General features: G+C 68.2%; 15 protein-coding genes. 9 read left to right on the top strand and 6 right to left on the bottom strand.

The annotated features are described in order from the left end of the window. The first annotated feature begins 535 nt into the window (after positions 1 to 535). Positions 536 to 679 carry a hypothetical protein gene (locus ACH34W_RS29605; protein ID WP_395964394.1) on the top strand — a complete coding sequence of 48 codons (144 nt, stop codon included), beginning with the start codon at positions 536 to 538 and terminating at the stop codon, positions 677 to 679. Positions 680 to 848: 169 nt separating this feature from the next. On the opposite strand, the gene ACH34W_RS29600 is transcribed toward ACH34W_RS29605, so the two are convergent. After that, a complete protein-coding gene (locus ACH34W_RS29600) occupies positions 849 to 4397 on the bottom strand; it encodes a LamG-like jellyroll fold domain-containing protein (protein WP_395964393.1) in 3549 nt (1182 codons plus the stop codon). A gap of 332 nt (positions 4398 to 4729) precedes the next feature. On the opposite strand from ACH34W_RS29600, the gene ACH34W_RS29595 reads away from it, so the two are divergent. Continuing rightward, a complete protein-coding gene (locus ACH34W_RS29595) occupies positions 4730 to 6463 on the top strand; it encodes an alpha/beta hydrolase (protein WP_395964392.1) in 1734 nt (577 codons plus the stop codon). 269 nt (positions 6464 to 6732) lie between these two features. Here the strand turns inward: ACH34W_RS29595 and ACH34W_RS29590 are convergent, their stop codons facing one another. Next, entirely contained in the window at positions 6733 to 7317 is a 585-nt protein-coding gene (locus ACH34W_RS29590) for a hypothetical protein (RefSeq protein ID WP_395964391.1), read from the bottom strand. Between the two features lie 43 nt (positions 7318 to 7360). Further along, the gene (locus ACH34W_RS29585; protein ID WP_395964390.1) at positions 7361 to 8128 is read right to left on the bottom strand and encodes an SGNH/GDSL hydrolase family protein; all 768 of its coding nucleotides are present in this window, start codon (positions 8126 to 8128) and stop codon (positions 7361 to 7363) included. A gap of 59 nt (positions 8129 to 8187) precedes the next feature. Here ACH34W_RS29585 and ACH34W_RS29580 point away from each other — a divergent pair, with 59 nt between their 5' ends. After that, positions 8188 to 8778: a TetR/AcrR family transcriptional regulator gene (locus tag ACH34W_RS29580; RefSeq protein WP_395964389.1), complete on the top strand. Its 591-nt coding sequence runs from the start codon at positions 8188 to 8190 to the stop codon at positions 8776 to 8778. Positions 8779 to 8816: 38 nt separating this feature from the next. On the opposite strand, the gene ACH34W_RS29575 is transcribed toward ACH34W_RS29580, so the two are convergent. Then, complete coding sequence (locus ACH34W_RS29575; protein WP_395964388.1) at positions 8817 to 9221, bottom strand: hypothetical protein; 405 nt, start codon at positions 9219 to 9221, stop codon at positions 8817 to 8819. A 99-nt stretch (positions 9222 to 9320) separates the two neighbouring features. Between ACH34W_RS29575 and ACH34W_RS29570 the strand changes: the two genes are divergently transcribed. Together ACH34W_RS29570 and ACH34W_RS29565 are read left to right on the top strand one after the other, a co-directional pair. Beyond that, positions 9321 to 10298, top strand: a complete 978-nt coding sequence (locus tag ACH34W_RS29570; RefSeq protein ID WP_395964387.1) for a GlxA family transcriptional regulator — start codon at positions 9321 to 9323, stop codon at positions 10296 to 10298. A 140-nt stretch (positions 10299 to 10438) separates the two neighbouring features. Then, positions 10439 to 10822, top strand: coding sequence for a nitroreductase family deazaflavin-dependent oxidoreductase (locus tag ACH34W_RS29565; protein WP_395964386.1), 384 nt, complete (start codon positions 10439 to 10441; stop codon positions 10820 to 10822). A gap of 4 nt (positions 10823 to 10826) precedes the next feature. On the opposite strand, the gene ACH34W_RS29560 is transcribed toward ACH34W_RS29565, so the two are convergent. Then, a complete protein-coding gene (locus ACH34W_RS29560; RefSeq protein WP_395964385.1) occupies positions 10827 to 12080 on the bottom strand; it encodes an erythromycin esterase family protein in 1254 nt (417 codons plus the stop codon). 200 nt (positions 12081 to 12280) lie between these two features. On the opposite strand from ACH34W_RS29560, the gene ACH34W_RS29555 reads away from it, so the two are divergent. The 4 genes from ACH34W_RS29555 (at position 12281) to ACH34W_RS29540 (ending at position 19917) form a co-directional block, all read left to right on the top strand. Continuing rightward, the gene (locus tag ACH34W_RS29555; RefSeq protein WP_395964384.1) at positions 12281 to 14989 is read left to right on the top strand and encodes an MGH1-like glycoside hydrolase domain-containing protein; all 2709 of its coding nucleotides are present in this window, start codon (positions 12281 to 12283) and stop codon (positions 14987 to 14989) included. Then, complete coding sequence (locus ACH34W_RS29550; protein ID WP_395964383.1) at positions 14986 to 16524, top strand: hypothetical protein; 1539 nt, start codon at positions 14986 to 14988, stop codon at positions 16522 to 16524. The genes ACH34W_RS29555 and ACH34W_RS29550 overlap by 4 nt, the downstream gene beginning before the upstream one ends. 104 nt (positions 16525 to 16628) lie before the next feature. Next, entirely contained in the window at positions 16629 to 19484 is a 2856-nt protein-coding gene (locus tag ACH34W_RS29545; RefSeq protein ID WP_395964382.1) for an AAA family ATPase, read from the top strand. Between the two features lie 70 nt (positions 19485 to 19554). Beyond that, positions 19555 to 19917 carry a phage holin family protein gene (locus ACH34W_RS29540; protein ID WP_395964381.1) on the top strand — a complete coding sequence of 121 codons (363 nt, stop codon included), beginning with the start codon at positions 19555 to 19557 and terminating at the stop codon, positions 19915 to 19917. Here ACH34W_RS29540 and ACH34W_RS29535 read toward each other — a convergent pair. After that, entirely contained in the window at positions 19895 to 22666 is a 2772-nt protein-coding gene (locus ACH34W_RS29535; protein ID WP_395964380.1) for a hypothetical protein, read from the bottom strand. The two genes, ACH34W_RS29540 and ACH34W_RS29535, sit on opposite strands and share 23 nt — an antisense overlap. Positions 22667 to 22701 lie beyond the last annotated feature (35 nt).

Genomic DNA, 22701 nt, shown 5'->3' with positions numbered 1-22701 from the left:
CGTCCGCGGACAGAGTCTTGTTCTCGGTGTTGTTGGCCGAAGCCAACGGCGCAGGCGTCTGGCAACCGGGCTTGTCCGGAGTCGTCAACACACAGGCCGGCAGTTGCACCAGCCGCAACCGCGACCCATATGACCCGCCGAAGGCCTGACCGAAGCTCGAATAATCCAATCGAACACCGACCTTGCCCGCCTCCGCGGCAGTCCGGCCCCCGTCCGCTGGTACATCCGTACGGCCAACGGTGAGCAACAACCCATCGATGCCAGCACGCTGAGCCGCTGTGCGATCCAGCAATCGCACCTGAACCTTGCCCGCCACCTGAGCACCCGGGTTGGCCGAACGTCCGGCGGCCGTGCTGTGACCTGGGGCCGTCACCCAAACCGGCAGTTGTCCCACCCGCGCCGACTTTCCGGCGGACCGCTGCTGTGCGACGGGAACTGTGACATCGGCCGTGCCCGGTCTCGGCCAGGACACCTTCGCAGCCGGAGCGGGATTGGTCACCGAGGCATCGCGCTTGCGCGGTTTGGCCTTGAGTTCATGACCGTCGACCACCCTCTCGGGCGGACGCGGTTTGGAGGAGCCAGCCGCGAACGCCTGGTCGGGAGGCACACCGAGTACCCCGCCACCGACCGCGAAGGCGATCGTGACCGCCAGGAACCGCACGCCGCGACCAGCACCTAGCCGGATCAGTCCACTGCTACGCACAACATCCTCCAGCACGTCCACCTGCGAGTTCCTCCGCTCGCCACTTCCCAGTGGCAAGCGGAGCAGGCAGGTGAGAGGGTTCGATCAAGAGCTCGTCGGGTGAACGGTGTGCCCTGCTCGCAGCTGGGCAGGGGCGCGCACGGCGTTAGTTCCAGTCGTCCTTCTGGGTGGCGTCAAGCAGGGCCGGGATCTCGTGTTCCTCGAGTGCACCTCGTAGCGCCCAAACCTCGTCGAGCTGGCCAGCCCAGTTCTGGCCGACCGGGTAGGCGCGGCTGCTGCCGAGCTGCAGCGTCGAGATCGGCGCGAAGACCCGCGTTGCGTCGCGGTAGGAAACCGTCTCGTCAGCCAGGTCGCTGTCTTCCTTGTAGCCGTTCACATACAAGGTGATCGTTGACTCATAGCCGTCGTAGACGACCGCGATGTGGTCCCAGTTGCCGAATGACCCTTGCTGGAAGCTGGAGTGCTCGACGACGGCCTTGGCCGCATTCGCCTTGTCGCCGTCGGCGATTTCAAGCACGTAGCGGCCGCCGTCCTGCTTGGACGCGTCAAAGCGAACCGCGATCGCGCTGTTGTTCGCCCCGTCAAGGGCGAAGACTGTTCGCGATGACGTCGGCTTCTTGTCGGTCAGGACCCATGCGGACACCGTGAAGCTCTCACCCGTGTTGATCACAGGCGCCTGAACGCTGGCGAAATCGGCGTCGTCGCCTGGCAGGTCCAGGACACCCGATATGCCATCGGCAGGCTTCACCGCGGCGTCGGAGTTCACGACAACTGCGGCTTTGCCCGCCAAACTCAGGTGGTTCTTGGCTTGAACCGGCGACTCGTCCGGACTGGTCGTGCCGGACTGGATGTTGAGGTGCCAGAGCCCCGCAAGCTGTGATTTGACCTTGGCCATCGTGTTGACCTCATCGGCGGTGAGTACACGGTCAAAGGCCTTGAGATCATCGATCACGCCAATGAAGTAGTGCTGCTTGTCATAAGCACCCTTCCAGTGGAACCGGCCGATCTGAACTGGCCCCTCAGCGCTGTAGGTGTTCGGCTGGGAGGTGGTGGCCTGCCAGGTCCCGTTGACATACAGGTGGATCTGCTTGGTCACATGGTCATAGACCCCCGCCAGATGAACCCATTGTCCCAGGATCGGAGCAGCCCGTGAAACGGCGGTGATCAGGGCCGGGTTGTCAGACGCCGGGTCTTGCATGTTGAACACCCACCGGTCGGCGCTCGCCGAGTAGTACAGCGCGAACGAGCTGCCCCGGGTGCCGTCCTGAGCGATCACGACGGAAGTGTTGGCCTTGCTCGTCAGGCGGGCCCAGGCGGACACCGCAAAGCTCTTGGTGGTGTCCAGCACCTTCTGTGGGGTGGCCGCGTGGCTGGAACCGCCGAACCCAACGGCCTTACCGACCGCCCCTTCGGCTTGGTAGGTGATGGATCCCTGTGTCGTGGCAGGGGCGCCTGGCTCCGAGGCGCTGTCGGCGAGTGGATTGGCCCCTTCCGCGTCATCCATCTTCCAGTGCGCCTTGGGGCCGGCGCCTTCGGTCACCCAGAACTGGTACACCTCGGTGGAGGTGTTGTTGAAGTCATCCCAGACCTGGACGATGAGCTGGTTCAGCAACGAGTGCGTCGGTGCTGCCGACACAACGGCCGTAGCACCGGGCTTGGCCTTTGCAGTGGATGCCAAGGGACTTGTGTTGACGGCGTAGGCGTATTTGGTCACCCGTGTGTCGAAGGCGAGAGAGAAGGCGCCGTAGCGTCCCACCCCCGGTGTGGCTTGTGCGTCCGGGTCGTCGGGTTGCGCCGCCGGGTAGTCCGTTGAAGTAATGACCGGCGCAGGCAGAGCCCGTGGGTCATACACGAAGTAGCATTGGGACGGGTTTCCGGTAGAGGCCCAGTTGCTCCACACAGCGCCGTCATGAACACGTACGTCCCAGCCGAGTAGAACGTTCTGCGGGATAGCGGTAGACGGGATCTGCACCGAGAAGGACGATCTTTTTGATCCCCGAGCCGCCGATTTCTTGATGGCTCCACCCGGCGGCCGCCACTCTCTCGCTGCCTGAGTGGCCGGGTCAGTCCACCTGACCACGATCTCCGCGGTGAGCTGCTCGCCTTCCACTCCTGCGGCGTCCGGGTCGGTCAGGTTGTTGGCATACAGCATCGGCGCCCGATTGATCTTCGCCTCCGAACCCCACTGATGCGCTGAGCAGTTCCCGCCGGGGCTCATGGACATCTGGCTGGGCTTGGGTTGCGGGGGCTTGGTGTTGTAGTAGACCTGAAGGTAGCCGTTACTCCAGAATTTCTTCCACGCGTACTGATCGTCCTCGTTCATCGCTTTGAGCCCGAACGTCGTGTACGCGCGGCGTTGCGCGGCGCCGTCCCTGACTTCGTTCGTGACGTTGAACCGCACCTTGCCACTCGGGCAGCTGCTGTCGTGCCCCAGGGCGACGTCCCGATAACCGAGTTTCTCTTCCCAGTTGTCTTTGGTGGAGTTCCATGTCGATGACTGCCCGAACCCGCTCGTCCGCCAGATCTCCACGGCGCGGCCATAGCAAGAGGGCGCCGAGGTCTCAGTAATCTCAAACTCGGCCTGGAGGATTTGCTTGCCGATGAACGCGCTCGTCGGGATCCGGAAGAACAACCGCTTCACGTGATTCTCGTTGCAATACGAGCCCGCAGGTGGGAGATCGATGGGGCACCGCCCCATCCCCATCGACCCGGTGAAGTTGTACTCGCGCCACCCGTTGCTGGCCACCATCAGGTTGGTTGAGGACTTCGGCGTGTACCACCTGGGGTCGATGTACACAGGGAATCTGGTCTCCGGAGCCGACAGCATGGCCTGGTCAGGCAGCAGCGTCACGGCCCCGCCGCCTACTTCGAGCTTCATTCGCGCTACCCGCGAACTGTTGCCTGGTTCCTTCGCCAGGGCTGCGCTCACCGGCCGAGGCGACTTCTGCGCCGGCGCCGCCTGGGAACCGCCCGCGGCCTGAGCGGCCAGATCTTCAGGCTCGGAGGAGTCCCACATCTTGGGTAGCGATGCTTCAAACACCGTGCCGCCACTCACCGGATCCAACAACGCTTGCTGCCCCTCAGCATCGACCTGAGTCCTCAAGCCCGGCGCGGCCAAGGCCATTTTCAGCTTGGCAAGCTGCGGGTTCTCGGCCGCCTGGGCGGTCTTGACCACTAGGACATGGGCAAACCCGCCGGCATCGGCACGCAAGCGCAAGTCGACATCGGGCAAGACCGACTTGTAGATCGCGGTGTCACCTTCGAGAACCGGCTCGGGAAGCGCTCCTGGCCATGTCAGCGCCACTGACTTGCCTGCTCGGGTCATCGACGCCATCGGTCCCGACCCGCCAGCAGAAAACCGCACGTCCACAGTGGAGGCCTTGGGTTTAACCCCCGTCGGCGTCTTGGCCAAGTCGGTGTCAATCTTGACCCATTCGCCGTCCTTGAGAGTCCGGACCGGCTCCAGGTGTTCCCGCGCCATGAACCGGCCGTCCGGCAACGCGAACACTTCGCGGGTCTCACCGCGCCGGGATAGCACCTCCACTTGTGTCCCCGACTTGCGCGCAGTCGCGAGCGCGTCTGTCTCTGTCAACTTTGGAGTCACGGCCGCCGCATCGGCATTCGATATCACGGGCGAACCGGTCACCTGCAGCAGACTCCCGAGCAGGACCAGCGCCGAGATCACGGCAATCACAGACCGAGGAGATGACACAAAGCCCCAACCACGAGTAAACGTCAGCGAAAGTCGGCTTAACGTAACGTGATCAAGATCGAAGGGGAAGATCGGCAGCCCTTTCCAGCGACTGTGATTTACGTCTCACAGAGCCCTGTACTCCGAAAGCTTCAGATAGGCGTCTTAACCACTTGACCTGCGGCTGCTCTGGAAGCGTCGAGACAAGAAACCGGCGAGTTCACATTCACCGGACCTGACAAGCGGTGATTACAGACCGTGAAAAGCTAGAGGGAACAGCGTGACGGCCGTCGAGGTCTCGACACCCGATACTGATCAGAAAGGTTTATTGGTTAATGCGCAGGTCGTGGCAGGTGGCCGTACTCGGAGTAGCACTGGCCGGCGCAAGCGTGGTCGTTCCCATGACCCTGTCGGAGGCGGCGGTCAAGCACGCCGCAACCTACTCCTACGGCTCACATGTGCGGCAGAAACTGGATGCCTACTGGAACGACCCCAAGCCGGGCACCACGCAACCGGGTCTGGTCATCGTTCACGGCGGCTACTGGAACAGCGGCGCGCGCGGCGACTGGAAGACCGCTGCACAGTGGTACGCCAACCGGGGATTCGCGGTCTTCGCGATCGACCACCGGTTCAACACCGACGCAGCCTGGCCTGCGCAACGCGACGACGCCACCGCCGCGATCAGGTGGATCAAAAGCCGGGCCAAGACCTTCAAGGTGCATCCAGACCGGATCGCCGTGCTGGGCTCACAAGCCGGCGGTCAACTGGCAACCCACGTGGGCGGCCAAGTACGAGGCGTGATCGGGTTGTCGCCGATCGCCGATCCCGCGCTGGCGTACGAGGCGGCACAGACCACTGCGGCCAGCACCCACTGGCGCAAGATCCGTGACCAGACGGTCGTTCTGGCTAACTGCGCACCGAGTTTCACCGAAGCGCGATGCGCCGGGCGACTCCAGGACATGGCAGCTGCCTGGGCCGTCCCGCACTACCTCATCCACTCTGCAGGGGACACCGTGCCAGTGGCGCACAGCGAACGGCTACGCGACACCCTCGCGCACAAGGGGATGCTCGACGTAAAGGTCCAGACCGTGCCCGGCTCGGGCAGCGGCGGCACACTGTGGACCAACCAGATCAAGACACAGACCCTCTCCTGGCTGCGGGCCACGACGGCAGCACGAGCAACCCCGTCATCGGCTGCGGACCTGCCCACCGCACCCGGTCAACGCACACCGGCCCTGCGCACCAGCGACGACGACGGCACGGTGACACAGCGGGCCGCAGCCCAGGCGGCACGGATCGAGCAGAACGGACTGGCGTACGGCCGCCACCCGCGGCAGACGATCGACACCTACTTCTACAAACGCACCTGGAAACAGCCCGCGATCCTGATGATCCACGGCGGCTACTGGTACGAGGGAGACAGGTCCAACTGGGCCATGCACGCCCGCTGGTTCGCCGACCGCGGCTACGCCGTCTTCTCCCTCAACTACCGGTTCAACACCCAAGCCCCCTGGCCGGCGCAACGCTCCGACGTACTGACAGCGATCAACTGGATCAAGGCCCGCGCCGCCACCTACACCCTCAACCCCAGCCGGATCGTCCTGCTCGGCACCTCCGCCGGCGGCCACCTGGCCACCAACACCGGTACCTACGGCGACGGACGCAAGACCGTCAAAGCGGTCGCCGCGCTCTCCCCCGCCGCCAGCCCGTACCACGCCTACTGGGACGGACAGACCGCGACCGCCGACAACGCCCGGCACAGACTCCGCGACACCTCGATGCTGCTCCTGCGCTGCACACCCGACAAAGCCAACACCACCTGCTGGAACCGCTGGGTCGACGCGGTCAGCTTCAACCGCGCCAGCACCTACGACCCGCCCATGTACCTGATCCACTCCCAAGACGACTTCGTACCGCCCCACCACTCGACGAGGCTCTGCGAACGCCTCCGGGCCAAGCGCGTACCCTGCACCGCCCGCACCGTCGCAGGAAACGCCCACGGCATGGGACTACTTGTACTCCCCGGCGAACGCGACACACTCCTCAAATGGATCAACGCCAACGACTGATGGGAGCTACCGGGTCAGCTTCGCTGGCAGGCTCGGTGCCCGCTAGCCGCCGGCATGGCTCTCCAATGTCGGGGCCATCACACGCCGATGTTGATTCGGCGTTGGCCAGCCGCAGGTGAGCGCCTTCATTTCTGGGACAGCCACCTGTCGGGCGATCCTGCTGCGCCCGTATCTGCCTCCCCGGCCAGCGCCCAGTCAGCGTGCAACACAGGCGGACCAGGCTGCGACTGCTCCTACGGACCGCTCAAGCTGTCGCCCTGCCCCCTCTCTCAGTCTCGGTAGCGGGTCGCGTCGCGGACGAGTTCGGGGATGCCGCGCTTACGGAGGTGCTGCCCGCACTTGGGGCACCACACGGTGCTCGGGACCACCGTGACGGTCGCGCAGTGGTTGCACGCTATGTGCATGCCCTGGCCGACCGACATGTCCTGCTCTGAGATGGGGAACTTGGCATCGCAACCTTGGCAGTCGATGTCGAGATAAAGGGCCGGTCTTGGAGGGTTTGGCCGCGAGACGTGTTTGCCGCAGCCGACGCACGGTGCGTCGGCAGGGTCGCCAGGGCCGACGCGGGCGAATCGTGCACGCAGCCTGTCGTTGACGTCCGGGTACAGCTGCTCACAGGTCGGGCATGCCATGTCTGGCTCGACGACGATCGTCACCAGCTCGCATGACTCGCATGCCCTGGCCTGCGGCCCCTCATTCAACGTCCCGTAGGCGATGGCGGTCGCAACTATGGCGGAGTCGGCTCCGCAGCCCGGACACGTCAGGACGGGATTGGGATCGTCCGGTCTCCTTGCGCACGAGCTGCAGCCGGGGAGCTCTGCGTCGCGCCTGCGCAACGCTCGTCTAAACCACATCAGGTCTCCGTGCGGTGGCGGGGGATAACATGCCCATCCTCCATCACAGACTCGGTACCCACGGGGAGAGGTCGGGGCGTTTGGGGCGGATGCCGTCGCCTGAGGAGCGACCCCGCGCATGACGGTGCAGCCAGGGGCCCAGATGGGTTCCCGCCCAGCGGAGGTCGGCAGCGCGTCGGGTGTGCCAGGGGGTATGCGGGCGGGGCGTGGTGGGGGTGGGCAGGCTCGCCAGGCCCAGCGTTGCCAGGACGTGGTCGGCGACGCGCCGGTGACCGGGGGCATTCAAGTGGAGGCGGTCGTGGCTCCACATGTCCGGGTCTTGCAGCGCGACGTCGGCGAACAGGTCGACCAGGTGAGCACCGTGCCGTGCGGCGACCTCGGTGTAGGCCTGGTTCATCGCGACGATGCGCGGCTTGAGGATCCCAGGGAGCGGTAGCCGCACACTCATGTCCGGAAACAGGAACAGCACCACATCCGCACCAGAGGTTCGCAGCCGGCCGACCACACGATCCATGCGTTCGATCAGGAGTTGCGGGGTGAAACGCGGGCGGAGTGCGTCGTTGCCTCCGGCGGCGAAGCTCACCAGGTCGGGCTTCATCCGTACTGCCTCGGGGAGTTGCTCGGCGACCACCTCGCCGAACTTCCTGCCCCGCACGGCCAGGTTCGCATAGCGGAATCCCGGCTGGAGCCGAGCCAGGTCGGCGGCGACCAGGTCTGCCCAGCCAGCGAACGTGCCGTCGGGGCGCGGGTCGCCGACGCCCTCGGTGAAGCTGTCGCCGATCGCGGCGTAGCTGGTCCAGGCATGCGCCATCAGGGGCTCCTCTCGAACCATACGGTGGCGTATGGAATCCCATACGGTAGCGTATGGTCATGGCGGAAGCGGAGGCGACCCGCAAGAAGCGGCTAAATCGGGACGACTGGGCAGAAGCAGCCCTCGCCGCGATGGCTGAAGGGGGGCTCACCGCAGTGGCCGTCGAGCCGCTGGCCGTCCGGCTGGGCACCACCAAGGGCAGCTTCTACTGGCATTTCGACAATCGGGAAGCGCTGCTGGAGGCCGCCCTGGCCCGCTGGGAGGAGGTGCACACCACCGCGGTCAACGCCGAGATCGAGTCAGCCTCGACGGACCCGGTGGAACGCCTCCGCCTCCTCATCAAGCGAGCGATCGGCATGGCCGAGCGCGATCGAATCGGCGTCGTGCTCCACGCCGCCGCCGACCATCCCGCCATCGGGCCGGTCCTGCACCGGGTCACCCAGAGCCGACTCGACCTGCTCAATTCCCTGTTCGTCCAGCTCGGCATGCCCGCCGAACGCGCCGAGCACCGGGCCCTGCTCACCTATTCGGCCTACCTGGGCCACGGCCAGCTCGCCCACTCCGCCCGCGCCTTTCTTCCTGCGGACCCATCAGCCCAGCGTGGTTACCTCGACCACGTCATCGCCACCCTGACCTCACCCGACAGCTGAGCGGGGCGTCGGCGGATCGCGCTGATCATTGCTGATTGTCAGGCTGCGCAGCCGAGGTATTCGGTGCGGCGCCAGAACATGATGCCCAGCATGAGCGGGAACATGGCCACGTGCGCGACGAGCATCACGGTCTCGCCGTCGATGACGTTCAACCACAGCAATGGGAAGAGCGGCAGCACGGGGGCGAACATGGCTCCGCACATCTCCAACGTGGCGGGCCAGCCGTGGCGGCGGAAGCGCATGATGACGGCCATGCCCACGGACATGTTGAACGCCATGAGGAGGTAGGCCAGTTCGGGGTCGCGTTCGAACGAGAGGTCGAGCCCGGCGACGGCGAAGAGCACCCCCAGGACCCCCATTCCCACGAACATCGCAATGATCATTTCGATGTAGTGCCAGGTGAAGCGGAGCCAGGGACGGCGGGTTGGGGCGATCTGTGTCATGGATTCACTGTCGTGCCCTCACCGGGGGTGAGCCAAGGAGGCGGTGTTGGATTCGTCCGGAAACTTGGGGAGTGTGTCCTGCCACCGTAGGCTCGCCCCATGACCGAACGGCGTGTGGTGGTCGTCGGATACGACGCGGCAGAGTTGCTCGACATCGCCAGCATCACCACAAGCCTGGGGATCGCGAATCTGCATGGTGTCACGCCTGCCTACCACGTCCGGCTGGCGACCCCGGGAGGCCACCCGATCACGTGCGGCACCGGCCTCACGCTCCTCGCCCAGGAGACGCTCGAACGAGTCGCCGGGCCGCTCGACACGCTCATCGTGTCGGGAGGTATCGGGCACCTGGCGGCGGCCGACAACGGGGGGATCGTCGCTCATGTCCGCCGGCTGGCCCTGGAGAGCCGCCGTATCGCCTCGGTGTGCACGGGCGCGAGCATCCTGGCGGCCTCCGGCCTGCTGGACGGCCGGCGTGCGACCACCCACTGGCGATGGGCGCCGAGCCTGGCCTCCCGCTATCCCAAGGTCGCCTTCGACCCGGAACCGATCTTCATCCGGGACGGCGACGTGTGCACCGCGGCCGGTGTCACCAGCGCTCTGGATCTCACCCTGGCCTTCGTCGAGGAGGACCACGGAGCCGGCGTGGCGCGGAGCGTGGCCCGGGAATTGGTGACCTACCTGCAGCGGCCCGGTAACCAGGCGCAGATGAGCATGTTCACCAGTGCTCCGCCGCCGGCCAACGAGCTGGTCAAACAGGTGGTCGACCATATCTCGGGCCATCTGGACGCCGACCTCACCGCGGCCACGCTCGCAACGCAGGCGGGTGTCAGCGAACGGCATCTGACCCGGCTCTTCCTCAAGCACCTCGGCCAGTCGCCCGGCCGGTTCGTACGGCAGGCCCGTACCGAGGCCGCCGCTCACCTGCTGACTTCCACCACGTTGCCCATGGCCGCCGTCGCGACGCGCTGCGGATTCGGAACGGTCGAGACGCTGCGCCAAGCGTTCGCCGCCCGGTACGGCATCCCGCCATCCCAATATCGCGCCACCCAGTCCTCCACAGGTGTGCGACTGGGCTGAGGTCGCAGACCAGGCAGGCTCCCGTCAATCTTGTGTGAACGTGTGCACAGGGCGGACCATGGACCAAGCGACGAAGGTGAGGGCCCATCGTGGCGCGGACTTATAGGTCGACATTCTTAGGGCGTCTTCGCGACCGCGTTATGACGTTCATGCTGAACAAGGGCGTGGCGCCGCCCGGGATCTACCTGCTCACCGTTCCGGGGCGCAAGACGGGGATCCCCCGGACGACGCCGGTCGCTCCGCTTGAAGATGCCGGCGGCCGCTGGCTCATCGCCCCGTACGGCCCGGACGGCTGGGCGCGGAACGCCCGCGCGGCGGGACGTGTGACGCTGAGCAAGGGCAAGAAGACCGAGTCGTACGCCGTCACCGAACTCGGGCCGGCGGAGTCCGCGCCGATCCTCAAGCGTTATCTGGCCGAGCATCCGCGGACCGTCGGCCCCTACTTCGACGTGGACAAGGACGCCCCGGAGGAGGACTTCGCGGCCGAAGCGCCCCGCCATCCGGTCTTCAAGCTGCAGTCGTAGCGCTTCAGACACCGGTGGGAAGGGTCTCCAGTTCGCCTTGCTGGGCGGCTTCCAGATGGAGTGGTTGGAGGGCCGTTGTGCGGTGGAACCAGCAGAGGGCGTCGTAGCGGTCGCCAAGTCTGGTGGGGACAGAGTTGCGGTAGTCCCGGGCAGGGTCGTAGACCACGCCGATGGCCCGGTGCCCGAGCGTGGACGTCAGCCAGCCGGCATTCGGGTCGTCCGCGAAGATGTAGAGAGAGTGATGGGGAGCCTCCCCGCACAACAGCGCCTCCAGCGAGCCCGGCCGGGGCGCCGGGACGGGCATGATCTCCATCGGCTCGCCCCAGCGGGGAGCGGCGATCACCTCTCCGGTGCCGCCTGCGAATCCGACGATGACCGTTCGGTCGCGGCCGTGGCGTTCGCGGACGAGCTGGCCGAGATTGACCATCCCGGCGTCGGCCATGGTCGTCGCGCGGGCGTCGCCGACATGGGTGTTGTGCGCCCACACGATGGCACGGGAATCGTCGCCGTGGTGTTCCAGCAGGCGATCCAGGGTGTCGGCCATGTGGATGTCGCGGATGTTCCACGACTGCGGGCCGCCGCCGAGCATGGCGCGGTAATAGCGGTCGGCCCCTGCGGCGACCTCCGTGTTCTGCAGGGCGTTCAGATCGTCCGCGGACGTCGTACGGCGCAGGGCGTTCAGATCGTCCGCGGACGTCGTCCGGCGTAGGCGGGTCAGGAGGGCGAGCACCTCGTCGGTGCAGTCGTCGGGAGCGAACGCGTACGACTGCGGATCTTGGTAGTGGGGCTCGTAGCACTGGTAGGCGGCCATGGCCGTCTCCAGATACTCGGGCCGGTGGACCGCCAGGTGGTCGATGACCGCACGGAGGGACTCCCACAGGCTGTAGACGTCCAGGCCGTAGAAGCCGACACCGCCCGGTCGCCCGGCGTTGTGGTCGCGGAGCCAGCGGCAGAAATTCACCGTTTCCTGGTTGGCCCACATCCAGGTCGGCCAGCGCCGGTAGCCGTCGAGCACCTCGCGCGGATCCCGGACGCCCGTCGTCACGCTGCGGTTGACCTCCCAGCAGTCCGGCCAGTCTCCCTCGACCGCGACGAACGAGAAGCCGTGCTCGGCGATGAGGCGCCGGCTCAACGCGGCGCGCCAGGCGTAGTACTCGTGGGTGCCGTGGCTGGCCTCGCCGATCAGAACGCAGCGGGCGTCACCGATCCGATTCAGCAGTGGCTTGAGATCGGACTCCTCCTCCAGCGGAAGGGCCATCTCACGCACCATAGTTCCCTCACCTCCCCGGCGAGGTGAGACCTACCCCTCACCACCAGGCAAAACACCTATTCGGAAGGCGGGCGGCGCCAGCTGATCCGCTGGCCAGACCAAGGGCCGAAGATCGGACATCTAGGAGTAGGACGGCCGGTTTCGGACGTGGGCGGGTGCTCGGGGGCTGCCGGGCGGAGGCTGAGACCATGGACGCTGAACGAGAACGGCTGCGCGAGTCGGCGGCCCCGGACGCGCCATGGCGGCGGTGGGGCCCGTACCTGAGCGAACGCCAGTGGGGCACGGTCCGTGAGGACTACAGCGACAACGGCGACGCGTGGAGCTACTTCCCGCACGACCACGCCCGTTCGCGCGCCTACCGGTGGGGCGAGGACGGTCTCGGCGGCATCAGTGACGACCAGCAGCGGCTGTGCCTGTCGGTGGCGCTGTGGAACGAACGGGACCCCATCCTCAAGGAACGGCCGTTCGGGCTCACCAACGGGGAGGGCAATCACGGCGAGGACGTCAAAGAGCTCTACTTCTACCTGGACAGCACGCCGACCCACTCCTACATGCGGCACCTCTACAAGTACCCGCAGGCCGCGTACCCCTACGAGAAGCTGATCCGCGTCAACCGTGAGCGCGACAAGCTCTCCTTCGAGTACGAACTCCTCGACACCGGGGTCTTCGACGACGACCGGTACTTCGACGTCTTCACCGAGTACGGCAAGGCAAGCCCGGACGATCTGGTCGTACGCGTGACGGTGGCCAATCGGGGATCTGAAGAGGCGGTGCTCCACGTTCTACCGACGTTGTGGTTCCGCAACACATGGTCGTGGGGCGGCGACTCCTACAAGCCGACGTTGCGGCAGGACGGGGCTGGGGTCGTCAGAGCGGAGCATCGCGAGCTCGGTACCTACCGTCTTCACTGCGAGGGACAGCCGGAGCTGCTCTTCACTGAGAACGAGACCAACCACAGACGTGTCTTCGGCTCCCAGAACACCTCGCCCTACGTCAAGGACGCGTTCGACCGGTACGTCATCCACGGTGAAGAGGACGCGGTCAATCCGGCTCGTACGGGCACCAAGGCGGCCGCGCACTACCGGCTGGTCGTCCCGGGCGGCCAGCAGACGACCATCGACCTACGGCTCAGCAACGAAAACCCACCCGCCAACGAAAACGAAAGCCTGCCCACCTCCGAAAGCCTGCCCGCCACCGAAAGCCTGCCCACCGCCGAAAGCCTTCTTGGCGACGTCGGCCAAGTGCTCGGCGAGCGGCGGGCTGAGGCGGACGCGTTCTACGCCGAGCTCTCCCGCGACCTCAATGCGGACGAGGCTCTGGTGATGCGGCAGGCCATGTCGGGGCTGCTGTGGAGCAAGCAGTACTACCTCTACGACGTGGAGACCTGGCTGGCCGAACACCATCTCGATCCGTGGACGCCGTCGGACCGCCGCAACCACAGCTGGTTCGACATGGTGGCCGGCGACATCATCCTGATGCCGGACAAGTGGGAGTACCCCTGGTTCGCCGCCTGGGATCTCGCGTTCCACGCGGTGGCGCTGGCCCCGGTGGACCTCGATCTGGCCAAGCACCAGGTCGAACTGCTGCTCAGCGATCGCTACCTGCACCCGAACGGCCAGATTCCCGCGTACGAGTGGAACTTCAGCGACGTCAACCCACCCGTCCACGCGTGGGCTGCGCGCTACATCTACAGCGAGGAACTGCGGCGGACAGGCCACGCCGACCGCGACTTCCTGGAGCGCGTGTTCCAGAAGCTCCTGCTCAACTTCACCTGGTGGGTCAACCGCAAGGACCCCGACGGCAACAACGCCTTCCAGGGCGGTTTCCTCGGCCTGGACAACATCGGCGTCTTCGACCGCAGCGCTCCGCTCCCGACCGGCGGGCAGCTCGACCAGGCCGACGGCACCGCGTGGATGGCCTTCTACGCGCAGACGATGGTGCAGATCGCGATGGAACTGTCGGACGGCAATCCGATCTACGAGGACATGGCGGTCAAGTTCGCCGAGCACTTCCTGTGGATCTCCGCGTCCATCGACCGCATAGGCAACGTCAAGGAGGAGATGTGGGACGAGGACGACGGGTTCTTCTACGACGTTCTCCGGCTCCCGTACGGCGACGCCATGCGGCTGCGCGTGCGGTCGCTCGTCGGGCTGCTGCCGCTGTGCGCCTCGACCGTCTTCCTGCCGCGCCCGGAGGGTGAACGCCGCGACCTGCTCAACAAGATCCGTGAGTTCGCCGAGCGCCATCCGCAGCTGGCCGACCGGATGTCCGCCGCCGGGACCCCGGGAGCGGGTGGGCACCGGCTGCTGTCGCTGCTGGACGAGCACAAGCTCCGGCGGGTGCTGGCGCGGATGCTCGACGAACGGGAGTTCCTGAGCCCGTACGGCGTCCGGTCACTCTCCCGCCACCATGCCGAACACCCCTACGAGTTCCCGGTGAACGGGCGGATGTTCCGGGTGGCCTACCTCCCGGCCGAGTCCGACAGCGGCTTGTTCGGCGGCAACAGCAACTGGCGCGGGCCGGTCTGGGTGCCGATGAACGCGCTCATCATCCGCGCTCTCCTGAATCTCCACGCGTACTACGGCGACGACTTCACCGTCGAGTGCCCCACCGGCTCGGGCCGCCGGATGACGCTCTTCGAGGTGAGCGAGGAACTTTCCCGCCGCCTCACCGCGATCTTCCTGCGCGGGCCGGACGGCCGCCGACCGGTGTACGGCGGGCAGCACGTGTTCCAGTCCGACCCGCACTGGAAGGATCTCGTTCTCTTCCACGAGTACTTCCACGGCGACAACGGCGCGGGCATAGGGGCGAGCCACCAGACGGGCTGGACCGCCCTGGTCGCCGCCTTCATGCTGCTCTACGACCGTTCCACAGCCGGGGAGGCGCGGACATCATGAGCGCCGCGCCGGTCGTTCACGAGGTGAACACACTGGTCTGGCTGAACGACATCGAACGGCGCTTCGGCGAAGGACGGCACCTCGGCGAAGGAGGGCAACCTGCCGAGGGACGGCGCGCCGGCGAGGCTGCGCGGCTGGATCTGCGTGATCTGCCCAAAGAGGCCTGGGATGAGCTGGCCATCCCCAGCGCGGACGTGGTGTGGCTGATGGGCGTATGGGAACGCAGTCCAGCCGGTCGCAGTATCGCGTTGACCGACCCCGGTCTGCTCGCGTCCTTCCAGACGGCGCTTCCTGACCTCGGCGACGACGACATCACGGGATCCCCGTACTGCGTGCGCCGGTACGTCGCCGACGAGCGCCTGGGCGGGCCGGACGGGCTCGCCGTCGCCAGGGCCGAGCTCGACCGGCGCGGGCTCGGCCTCTACCTCGACTACGTGCCCAATCATGTCGCGCCGGACCACCCGTGGTTGCTCGACCATCCCGACTACTTCCTGCACGGTGACCGAGCCGACCAGGACCGGGATCCGGAGGCCTACCTCGCAGTCGGCGGGATGGTGTACGCGCGTGGCCGCGATCCGTCCTTCCCGCCTTGGCCTGACGTCGTCCAGCTGAACGCGTTCGCGCCGCAGCTCCGGGAGGCCACCGCCGGCGTGCTGGCGGAGATCGGCGACCAGTGCGACGGCGTCCGCTGCGACATGGCCATGCTCATGATGAACGAGGTCTTCGCGCGGACCTGGGGAGCACAGGCGGGCGCGCCGCCGCCGGACGAGTTCTGGCCGACCGTCCTCACCGAGGTCAGGAGCCGTCATCCGCACATGACCTTCCTGGCCGAGGCCTACTGGGATCTCGAGTTCCAGTTGCAGAGGCAGGGGTTCGACTTCTGTTGCGACAAGGGGCTCTACGACCGGCTGGTGGCCGGGGATCCCGGCGGTGTACGCGATCACCTGCGCGCCGATTTGGGCTACCAGCGCGGACTCTGCCGTTTCCTGGAGAACCATGACGAGCCGCGCGCAGCCGCCGCGTTCGGCCAGGAGCAGGAACGTGCCGCCGCCGTGACGATCGCGACGCTGCCAGGAGCCCAGCTCTGGCACGAGGGCCAGCTGGACGGCCGCCGCATCAGGGTGCCGGTCTTTCTGGGGCGGCGCCCGGACGAGCCGCTGGACACCGAGCTCCATGCGTTCCACATGCGCCTCCTGGGCGCCGTCCGCGACAGCGGCCTGCGCACCGGGGACTGGCGGCTGCTGGAGACCACCGGATGGCCGGACAACGACTCTCACCTGGGCGTACTGGCGTGGACCTGGACCACCGGCAGATCGCGGCACCTCGTGGTCGTGAACCTGACCTCCGCACCCGTCCAGGCCCGCATTCCGCTGGCATGGACGGACCTGGGCGACGGTACGTGGCGGCTGCGGAGCCTCATGACGGACGTGTCGTACGACCGTGCGGGGAGTGACCTGATGGGGCCCGGCCTCTATGTGGCGCTGGACGAGTGGGCCGCCGACATCTTCACCGTCACCCCCGCCGTGCCCCCGTAGGCCCTCCGCGCCTCCGTCAGACCCGCCGAGCCCTGACCACGACTTCGGACGATCACCATGATGGGCGTCGTACGGGTTGTCCGCTTCGGTGGCATATTTGAGGAGTGAGCGTCAGTGTGGTGAGCCCGGTGCTGGTCGGGCGGGGTCCGGAGCTCGGCGAACTCGACGCCGCGTTCACCGAGGTGCGAGCCGGGCATGCCCGTGCCCTTCTGGTCGGGGGCGAGGCCGGCGTCGGCAAGACGCGGCTGATGCGGGAGTTCGGGCGGCGGGCCGGTGCCCAGGGCGCCCGCCTCCTCACCGGCGGCTGCCTGGAGCTCGGCGTCGACGGATTCCCGTTCGCCCCGTTCACGGCCATCCTGCGGCAGCTCGTCCGGGAGATCGGCGCGGACGGCGTCGCGGAGCTCGTCGGCGGCCGGACGGCGGAGCTGGCGCGGCTGTTGCCGGAGTTCGGGGAGCCGGGCGACGACGGGTCCGGGCAGTTCCAGGCGCGGCTGTTCGAGCTGGTGCTGACCCTGATGGACCGGCTGGCGGAGCGCGGCCCGGTGGTGCTGATCATCGAGGACGCGCACTGGGCTGACCGGTCGTCCCGGGATCTGCTGGCCTTCCTCGTGCGCAACCTGGGCGCCGTCGCCGCGCTGATGATCGTGGTGACGTACCGGTCGGACGAGCTGCACCGCACGCACCCGCTCCGGCCGATGCTGGCGGAGCTGGACCGGATCGACCGGGTCGGGCGGCACGAGCTCGGCCGGCTGTCGCGGCGCGAGGTCGGCGAGCTGATGGCACGGCTGCGGGGCGGTGAGCCGGCCGGTGAGCAGGTCGAGGCCTTCTACGCTCGCAGCGAGGGCAACCCGCTGTTCGTCGAGGCGCTCATGGAGGCGGACGGGCAGATCGCCTGCGAACTGCCCGAGTCGCTGCGCGACCTGCTGCTGGCGGGCGTCCAGCGCCTGCCGGACGAGACCCAGGAGCTGCTGCGGATCGCCAGCGCCGGCGGTGCTCACATCGAGCACCGGCTGCTCGCCGCCGTCAGCGGCCTCGGCGAGGACGGCATGACCCGGGATCTGCGGCCTGCCGTCGCGGGCAACGTGCTCGCCGTCGACGGCGACGGGTATGCGTTCCGGCACGCGCTGATCCGCGAGGCGCTGCACGACGACCTGCTCCCCGGCGAACGCACCAGGCTGCACACGCGGTACGCCGAGGCACTCGAAGATGACCCGTCGCTGGTACCGCCCGGCCGTGCCGCCGCAGAGCTGGCCTATCACTGGCACGCGGCCCACAACGTGGAGTGGGCGCTGATCAGCGCCTGGCGAGCGGCGAAGGAGGCCGACCGGGCCGCCGCGTACGCCGAGGATCTACGCATGCTGGAGCGCGTCCTGGAGCTGTGGGAACGGGTCCCGGACGCGACCGCCAAGATCGGTGAGCCGTACGACAAGGTGCTGGAGTACGCCGTCATCGCCGCCGATTCGGCGGGCGACAGCGAACGGGGGATCAAGCTCGCGACCGCCGCTCTCCGCGAGATCGACGACCCGCACCGGCGGGCGTTCATCCTCGAACGGCGCGGCCAGATGAAGCACCGGGCGGGCCATGGCGACTGGCTGGCCGACCTGCGCGCGGCGATCGCACTGATCCCGGTCGAGCCGCCCACCGTCGCGCGGGCCCGCGCGCTCGCGGGATTCGCGCAGTACGTGTTCATGGGCCGGGCGAACGACGACGCCCGCACAGCCGCCGAGGAGGCGCTGGCCGTCGCGGCGGAGGTCGGCGACCCGCTCGCCGAAGCCAGCGCGCTGCAGACCCTCGCCTGCATGGACGACCGCCGCGCCTACGCCCCTCAGGATTTCGAGCTGCTGGACCGGGCCGAGCAGATCGCGGTCGAGCACGGCCTGGAGGAGCAGCGGCTTCGCGCGGCCATCAACCGTGCGCACTTCCTCGAAGGCGCCGGGCGGCACGCCGAGGCCGTCGAGACGGCACGCCGTGGCATGAGCCTGGCCCGCGAGTGGGGCCGGTTCCGGACCCAGGGCTCGTTCCTGTCGATCAACTACGCCGAGTCCCTCTTCTCGCTGGGCCGCTGGGACGAGGCGCTCGCCGGCATCGAACGGGCCCTGGAGATCGATCCGCCGCGCCCTCACCGCGCCTGCCTGTTCGAGCTCTCCGGCGACATCCTGCTCGCCTGCGGCGATGTGGAGGGCGCCGCCCGGCGCCTGGCGCTGTGCCAGGAGACGAGGGCATGGGAGATCGACCGGCGGCTCCAGGAGTTCCTGCCGATGGTGCGGCTCCAAGCCGAGCTGCTGGTGGCCCAGGGCAAGCCCGACGAGGCCCTGGCCCACCTGTCGGAGCTGCTGAAGCACACCGGCCGCCCCGACGACGCCCGCTACGTCTGGCCCGGTCTGATCGTCGCGGTCAGGGCGGCCGAGTCCGCCGACGCCCTCGCCCCGTTCATTGAACGCGCTGCGGCCACCGTCGTGCACGGCCCGCTCCAGCAGGTCCAGCACGACACGTTCTACGCCGAACTAGCCCGTCTGCAGAAGGAAGTCCCTCACTGGGAGCCCGTCATCGACGGCTGGCGGCGCCTGAACCAGCCGTACTCCATCGCCCGTGCCCTGGTGAGCGCGGCCGAGTCCGACGCCGCCCACGGCGACCGCGAACGCGCCGCCACCCGCCTCGACGAGGCCGTCGCCCTGGCGACCGACCTCGGCGCCATAACGCTGCGCGACGCCGCCAAGGACCTGTCCGACCGGATCGGTTCGGGCGCCCGGCCCCCGTCCCACGGCCTGACCGCCCGCGAGCTGGAGGTTCTGCGCCACCTGAGCCTCGGCCACTCCAACCGCGACATCGCTGAACGGCTCTTCATCTCGGCCAAGACAGCCAGCGTCCACGTCAGCAACATCCTGGCCAAACTCGGCGCCGCCAATCGCACCGAAGCCGCCGCCACCGCCAGACGCCTGGGCATCAACCTCGATAACTGATCATCAGCCCTGTCGCGCCAGAGATGGGCCGGAATGCGTGTTCGAATGGAATCGCGGGTACAGCACGACCATGAGCAAGTCACGTCAGGCAAGGGAGGCCGGTGACAGGTTCGAGCTCGCCCACTATGTGGTCGGCGCAGCCCAGCGGGAGATGGCGGAGAAGGCCCGGGAACACGTACCCGCGTTGAGTCTTGGCGCCGTCGCGGGCGGTCTCGGCTTGGTGTCGGCCGCGGCGTCCTATCGGCTGGGTGTGCTGCTGCTGGAGAAACGGCTGCCGCCCGAGGCAGCGGCGTTCGTCACGGCCGCCACGTTCGGCGGCGGAGCCGCCTTGGCGGGGTTGGCGGCCCGGCGCAAATGGCGGGGCACCCAGGCGCCCCTGCCGACCGAGACCGCGCGGCAGGTCGCCGAGGTCATCGCCGACGCGGCGAAGTAGCGCCGGCCCACAACGCTGGCCAGCCGCCCGAGCCCAGCCAGCGGGTGGGGATGCGGAGACCATGCTCGGCGATCTCTTCCCAGAAGACCGAGGTGTCAGCGCCGAGTTCGCGAGCTGCTGGAAGGGCGGATTGCCAGGGCTCGTCGTTGAGAGCCGTTGCGGGGAATCCGGGGACCGTGACGGTGCGGGGCGGAGCGATCGAGGTCAGGTCGATCACCGGTGCCCGGCACGTCACCGCGACGACGAGCGCGCAGAGCATCGGGGCGGGGGTTCGCCGGGGCAGGGCCAGTTCGTTCTGGCATGCGAGTTCGCCCATGGCGGCACGGATGCGGCGGGAAACGAGGCTGAGCGAGTAGGCGGGCGCGACGTCGGGCAGCCGGACCAATTGGCGGAACGCCCTTGGGAGCGGCTCGTTCTCCAGGAGCAGGCCGAGCTGGTCGAAGTGCTCGGTGACGACCGTGTCGAGGGGGCGGACCGAGGTCGCCGTCCAGAGGCCGACGGCGTCGGCGCGCCGGCAGGCCGCCTGGAGTTGCGCGTCCGACATGCGGCGCAGTTGGGTGAGCGCCGCTTCGGGAGGGGTGTCGGCGACGGCCGCCAGGGTGGCCAAGGTGGCCGGGGTGACCTGGTCTGCCCAGGCCTGGGTGGCCAGCTCGCCGAGGCGGGGGCCGACGTCCTGGGCGAGGCGGGGACGGACGCGGCGACGAGCCGGCGGTGCCCAGTCGGGAGACGGCGGCTCGGGCTCGTGCCGGGTTATGCCGGGAAGGGTCGACACCCAGCGGCGAAAGCGCTTTTCGAGGGCCGCGTCGGGTGAGTCGTTGAAGCGCGCCGCGACCTCACGGACGTGCCAGCCGGAGCGCGTGGGGGCGAGCTCCGCGTTGACGAGGACGCGGTCGTTCTTGTCGGAGAGCGCGAGGAGGACGCTCTTGCCTCTCGTAGCGTCCTCGACATAGCCCGGGCCGGCGATGCAGTTGCCCATGTAGTCGGACCACTCAGCCAGTGTCCGGGCGGTACGCGCTATGCGGACGCGCGCTCCGGTGCCCGGGACGATCGTGCCGTCCACGGCGTCGATGGGCGGCGGAACGGTGAAGTCGCCGCTGAGGGCCTCCGCGATCGTGGTGTCTGAACGCAGGCCGTCGACCAGGGCCGACCACGTCTTCGCACCGTGGGCGGCGGCGCCGAGCGCCACCAGCTGGGCGGCACCGGAGGCCGCGAGCGTGATCGAATCGAGGCGCGGGGTCAGCGGCTCCGGTTCAGGGGGCGGCGGGTCGTGATCGAACCATGGGTGGTAGTCGGGATTGATCGTGGCGGCGTCGTGCCCGTGCAGGCGGGCGAGCTCGTCGATCAGGTCGGCGTACCAGAGGAAGTCGCCGATGACCTCCTTGGCCGCCGGGTCCTCGGCGAGGCGGGCGGCGAGCGGGTCGCCTCGCCCCGGCACGTGGGTCGCCCAGGGCTGCGGTCCGCCCCACTCGGCCGGCGGCCGTGCGAACCCGGCCTTCTCCCGCCAGGTGCCCAGGTCGAACGTGACCCACTTGGCCAGCACGTCATCGGGCACCGGGAGCTCCCGGTCCAGCACGTCCCTGATCGCTTCGCTGGTCACTTCCGCGTAGTCCCGGGCACGGGCCAGGCGTTGCTTCGCGTACTGCGCGAGCCGGTCGTCCGAACGTGGAGGCTGCTTGAGCAGCTCGCGTTGGATGTCGCGTACGTAGCGGACCGGGCGGGGAGGCAGGCCGGTGGACTTTCGCGTCTCCAGTTGCTCGTCGGCGAAGCTCGATGCGGCGGCGTCGAGGATCGTCCGGGAGCGGGCGAGGCCCTCCGCCATGCCGTGGTCCCCGACCGCCGAGGCCGTACGCAGCAGTGCCGTGGCGGCGAACGCGTCGTTCAGCAGACGGTTGAGCACGAGGTACCAGTAGTGGTGGGTCGGCGCCCAGCGTGCGACGTCCGCCATCGACGGGTTCATGTCGTTCAACGAGTACCGGACCTGCCGGAGGATCTGCTCGTCCTCGTACTCCCGCCGCCGCTTCCGGAGATCATCTAGCCGATCCCGGCGTGCCTGCGTCGCGAGCCGCCGCTCGCGCCGGAGGCGCGCGGCGTGACGCTCCATCAGGTGTGCCGAGACCGCGCCCCACAGGTCGAGCAGCAGCTGCAGGCGGCGGGGGCCGGGCATCGGCTCCAGCACGGGACGGAGGTTGGCGGCGAGCATCGAAGGCAGACCGCCCGGGATGAGCCCGCCGCACTCCGGCTCGGTCAGGGCGAGAATCTGCTCCAGCTGCTCCGGGCCGAGCACGTCGCTCGCGGCCGACGCGAGGTGGAGCGCCGCCCAGCGACCCTCCGCGATCGCCCGTGTCGCGGCCGCGCCGACCCGCTTGGTCGCGTCGGGCCCGAACAGGGCGACCAGGACGCCGGCTCGCGGGCCCAACCGCCCGCCCCCCTCGACTCCGAGGACCCTGAGCGCGGCCAGCACGGCGTCACGCTGATCGCCACGGGCCCCGTCAAGGCAGGCGGATCGGAATCCCTCGCCAAGATCGACCCCGGCGCCCGCCGCGACGGTGCCACCGGCCCGCACGAGCTCGGCCAGCCCGGTGACCGCGTGCCGCACCGCCTCCGCCGGGGCGTCGGCGGGCCCCAGGGCGATGGCCGCGCCCGGCGGCGCCTCGGCCTCCGCCGGGATCCTTGCAGGACCGGACGGCCGGGGCACCCAGGCATCAAGGCCCGCCCCGGCTACCACGCCGCCCGCAAGTCGAAGTTTCATTCTCGCCATCATGACCGACTTCGCTAATCGAACAG

The sequence above is a fragment of the Actinomadura sp. 6N118 genome (assembly GCF_044326415.1).
In the GTDB taxonomy this organism is placed as follows: domain Bacteria; phylum Actinomycetota; class Actinomycetes; order Streptosporangiales; family Streptosporangiaceae; genus Spirillospora.
The sequence above is the reverse complement of the archived record's forward strand: the minus strand, read 5'-3'. Positions and strand labels throughout refer to the sequence as shown.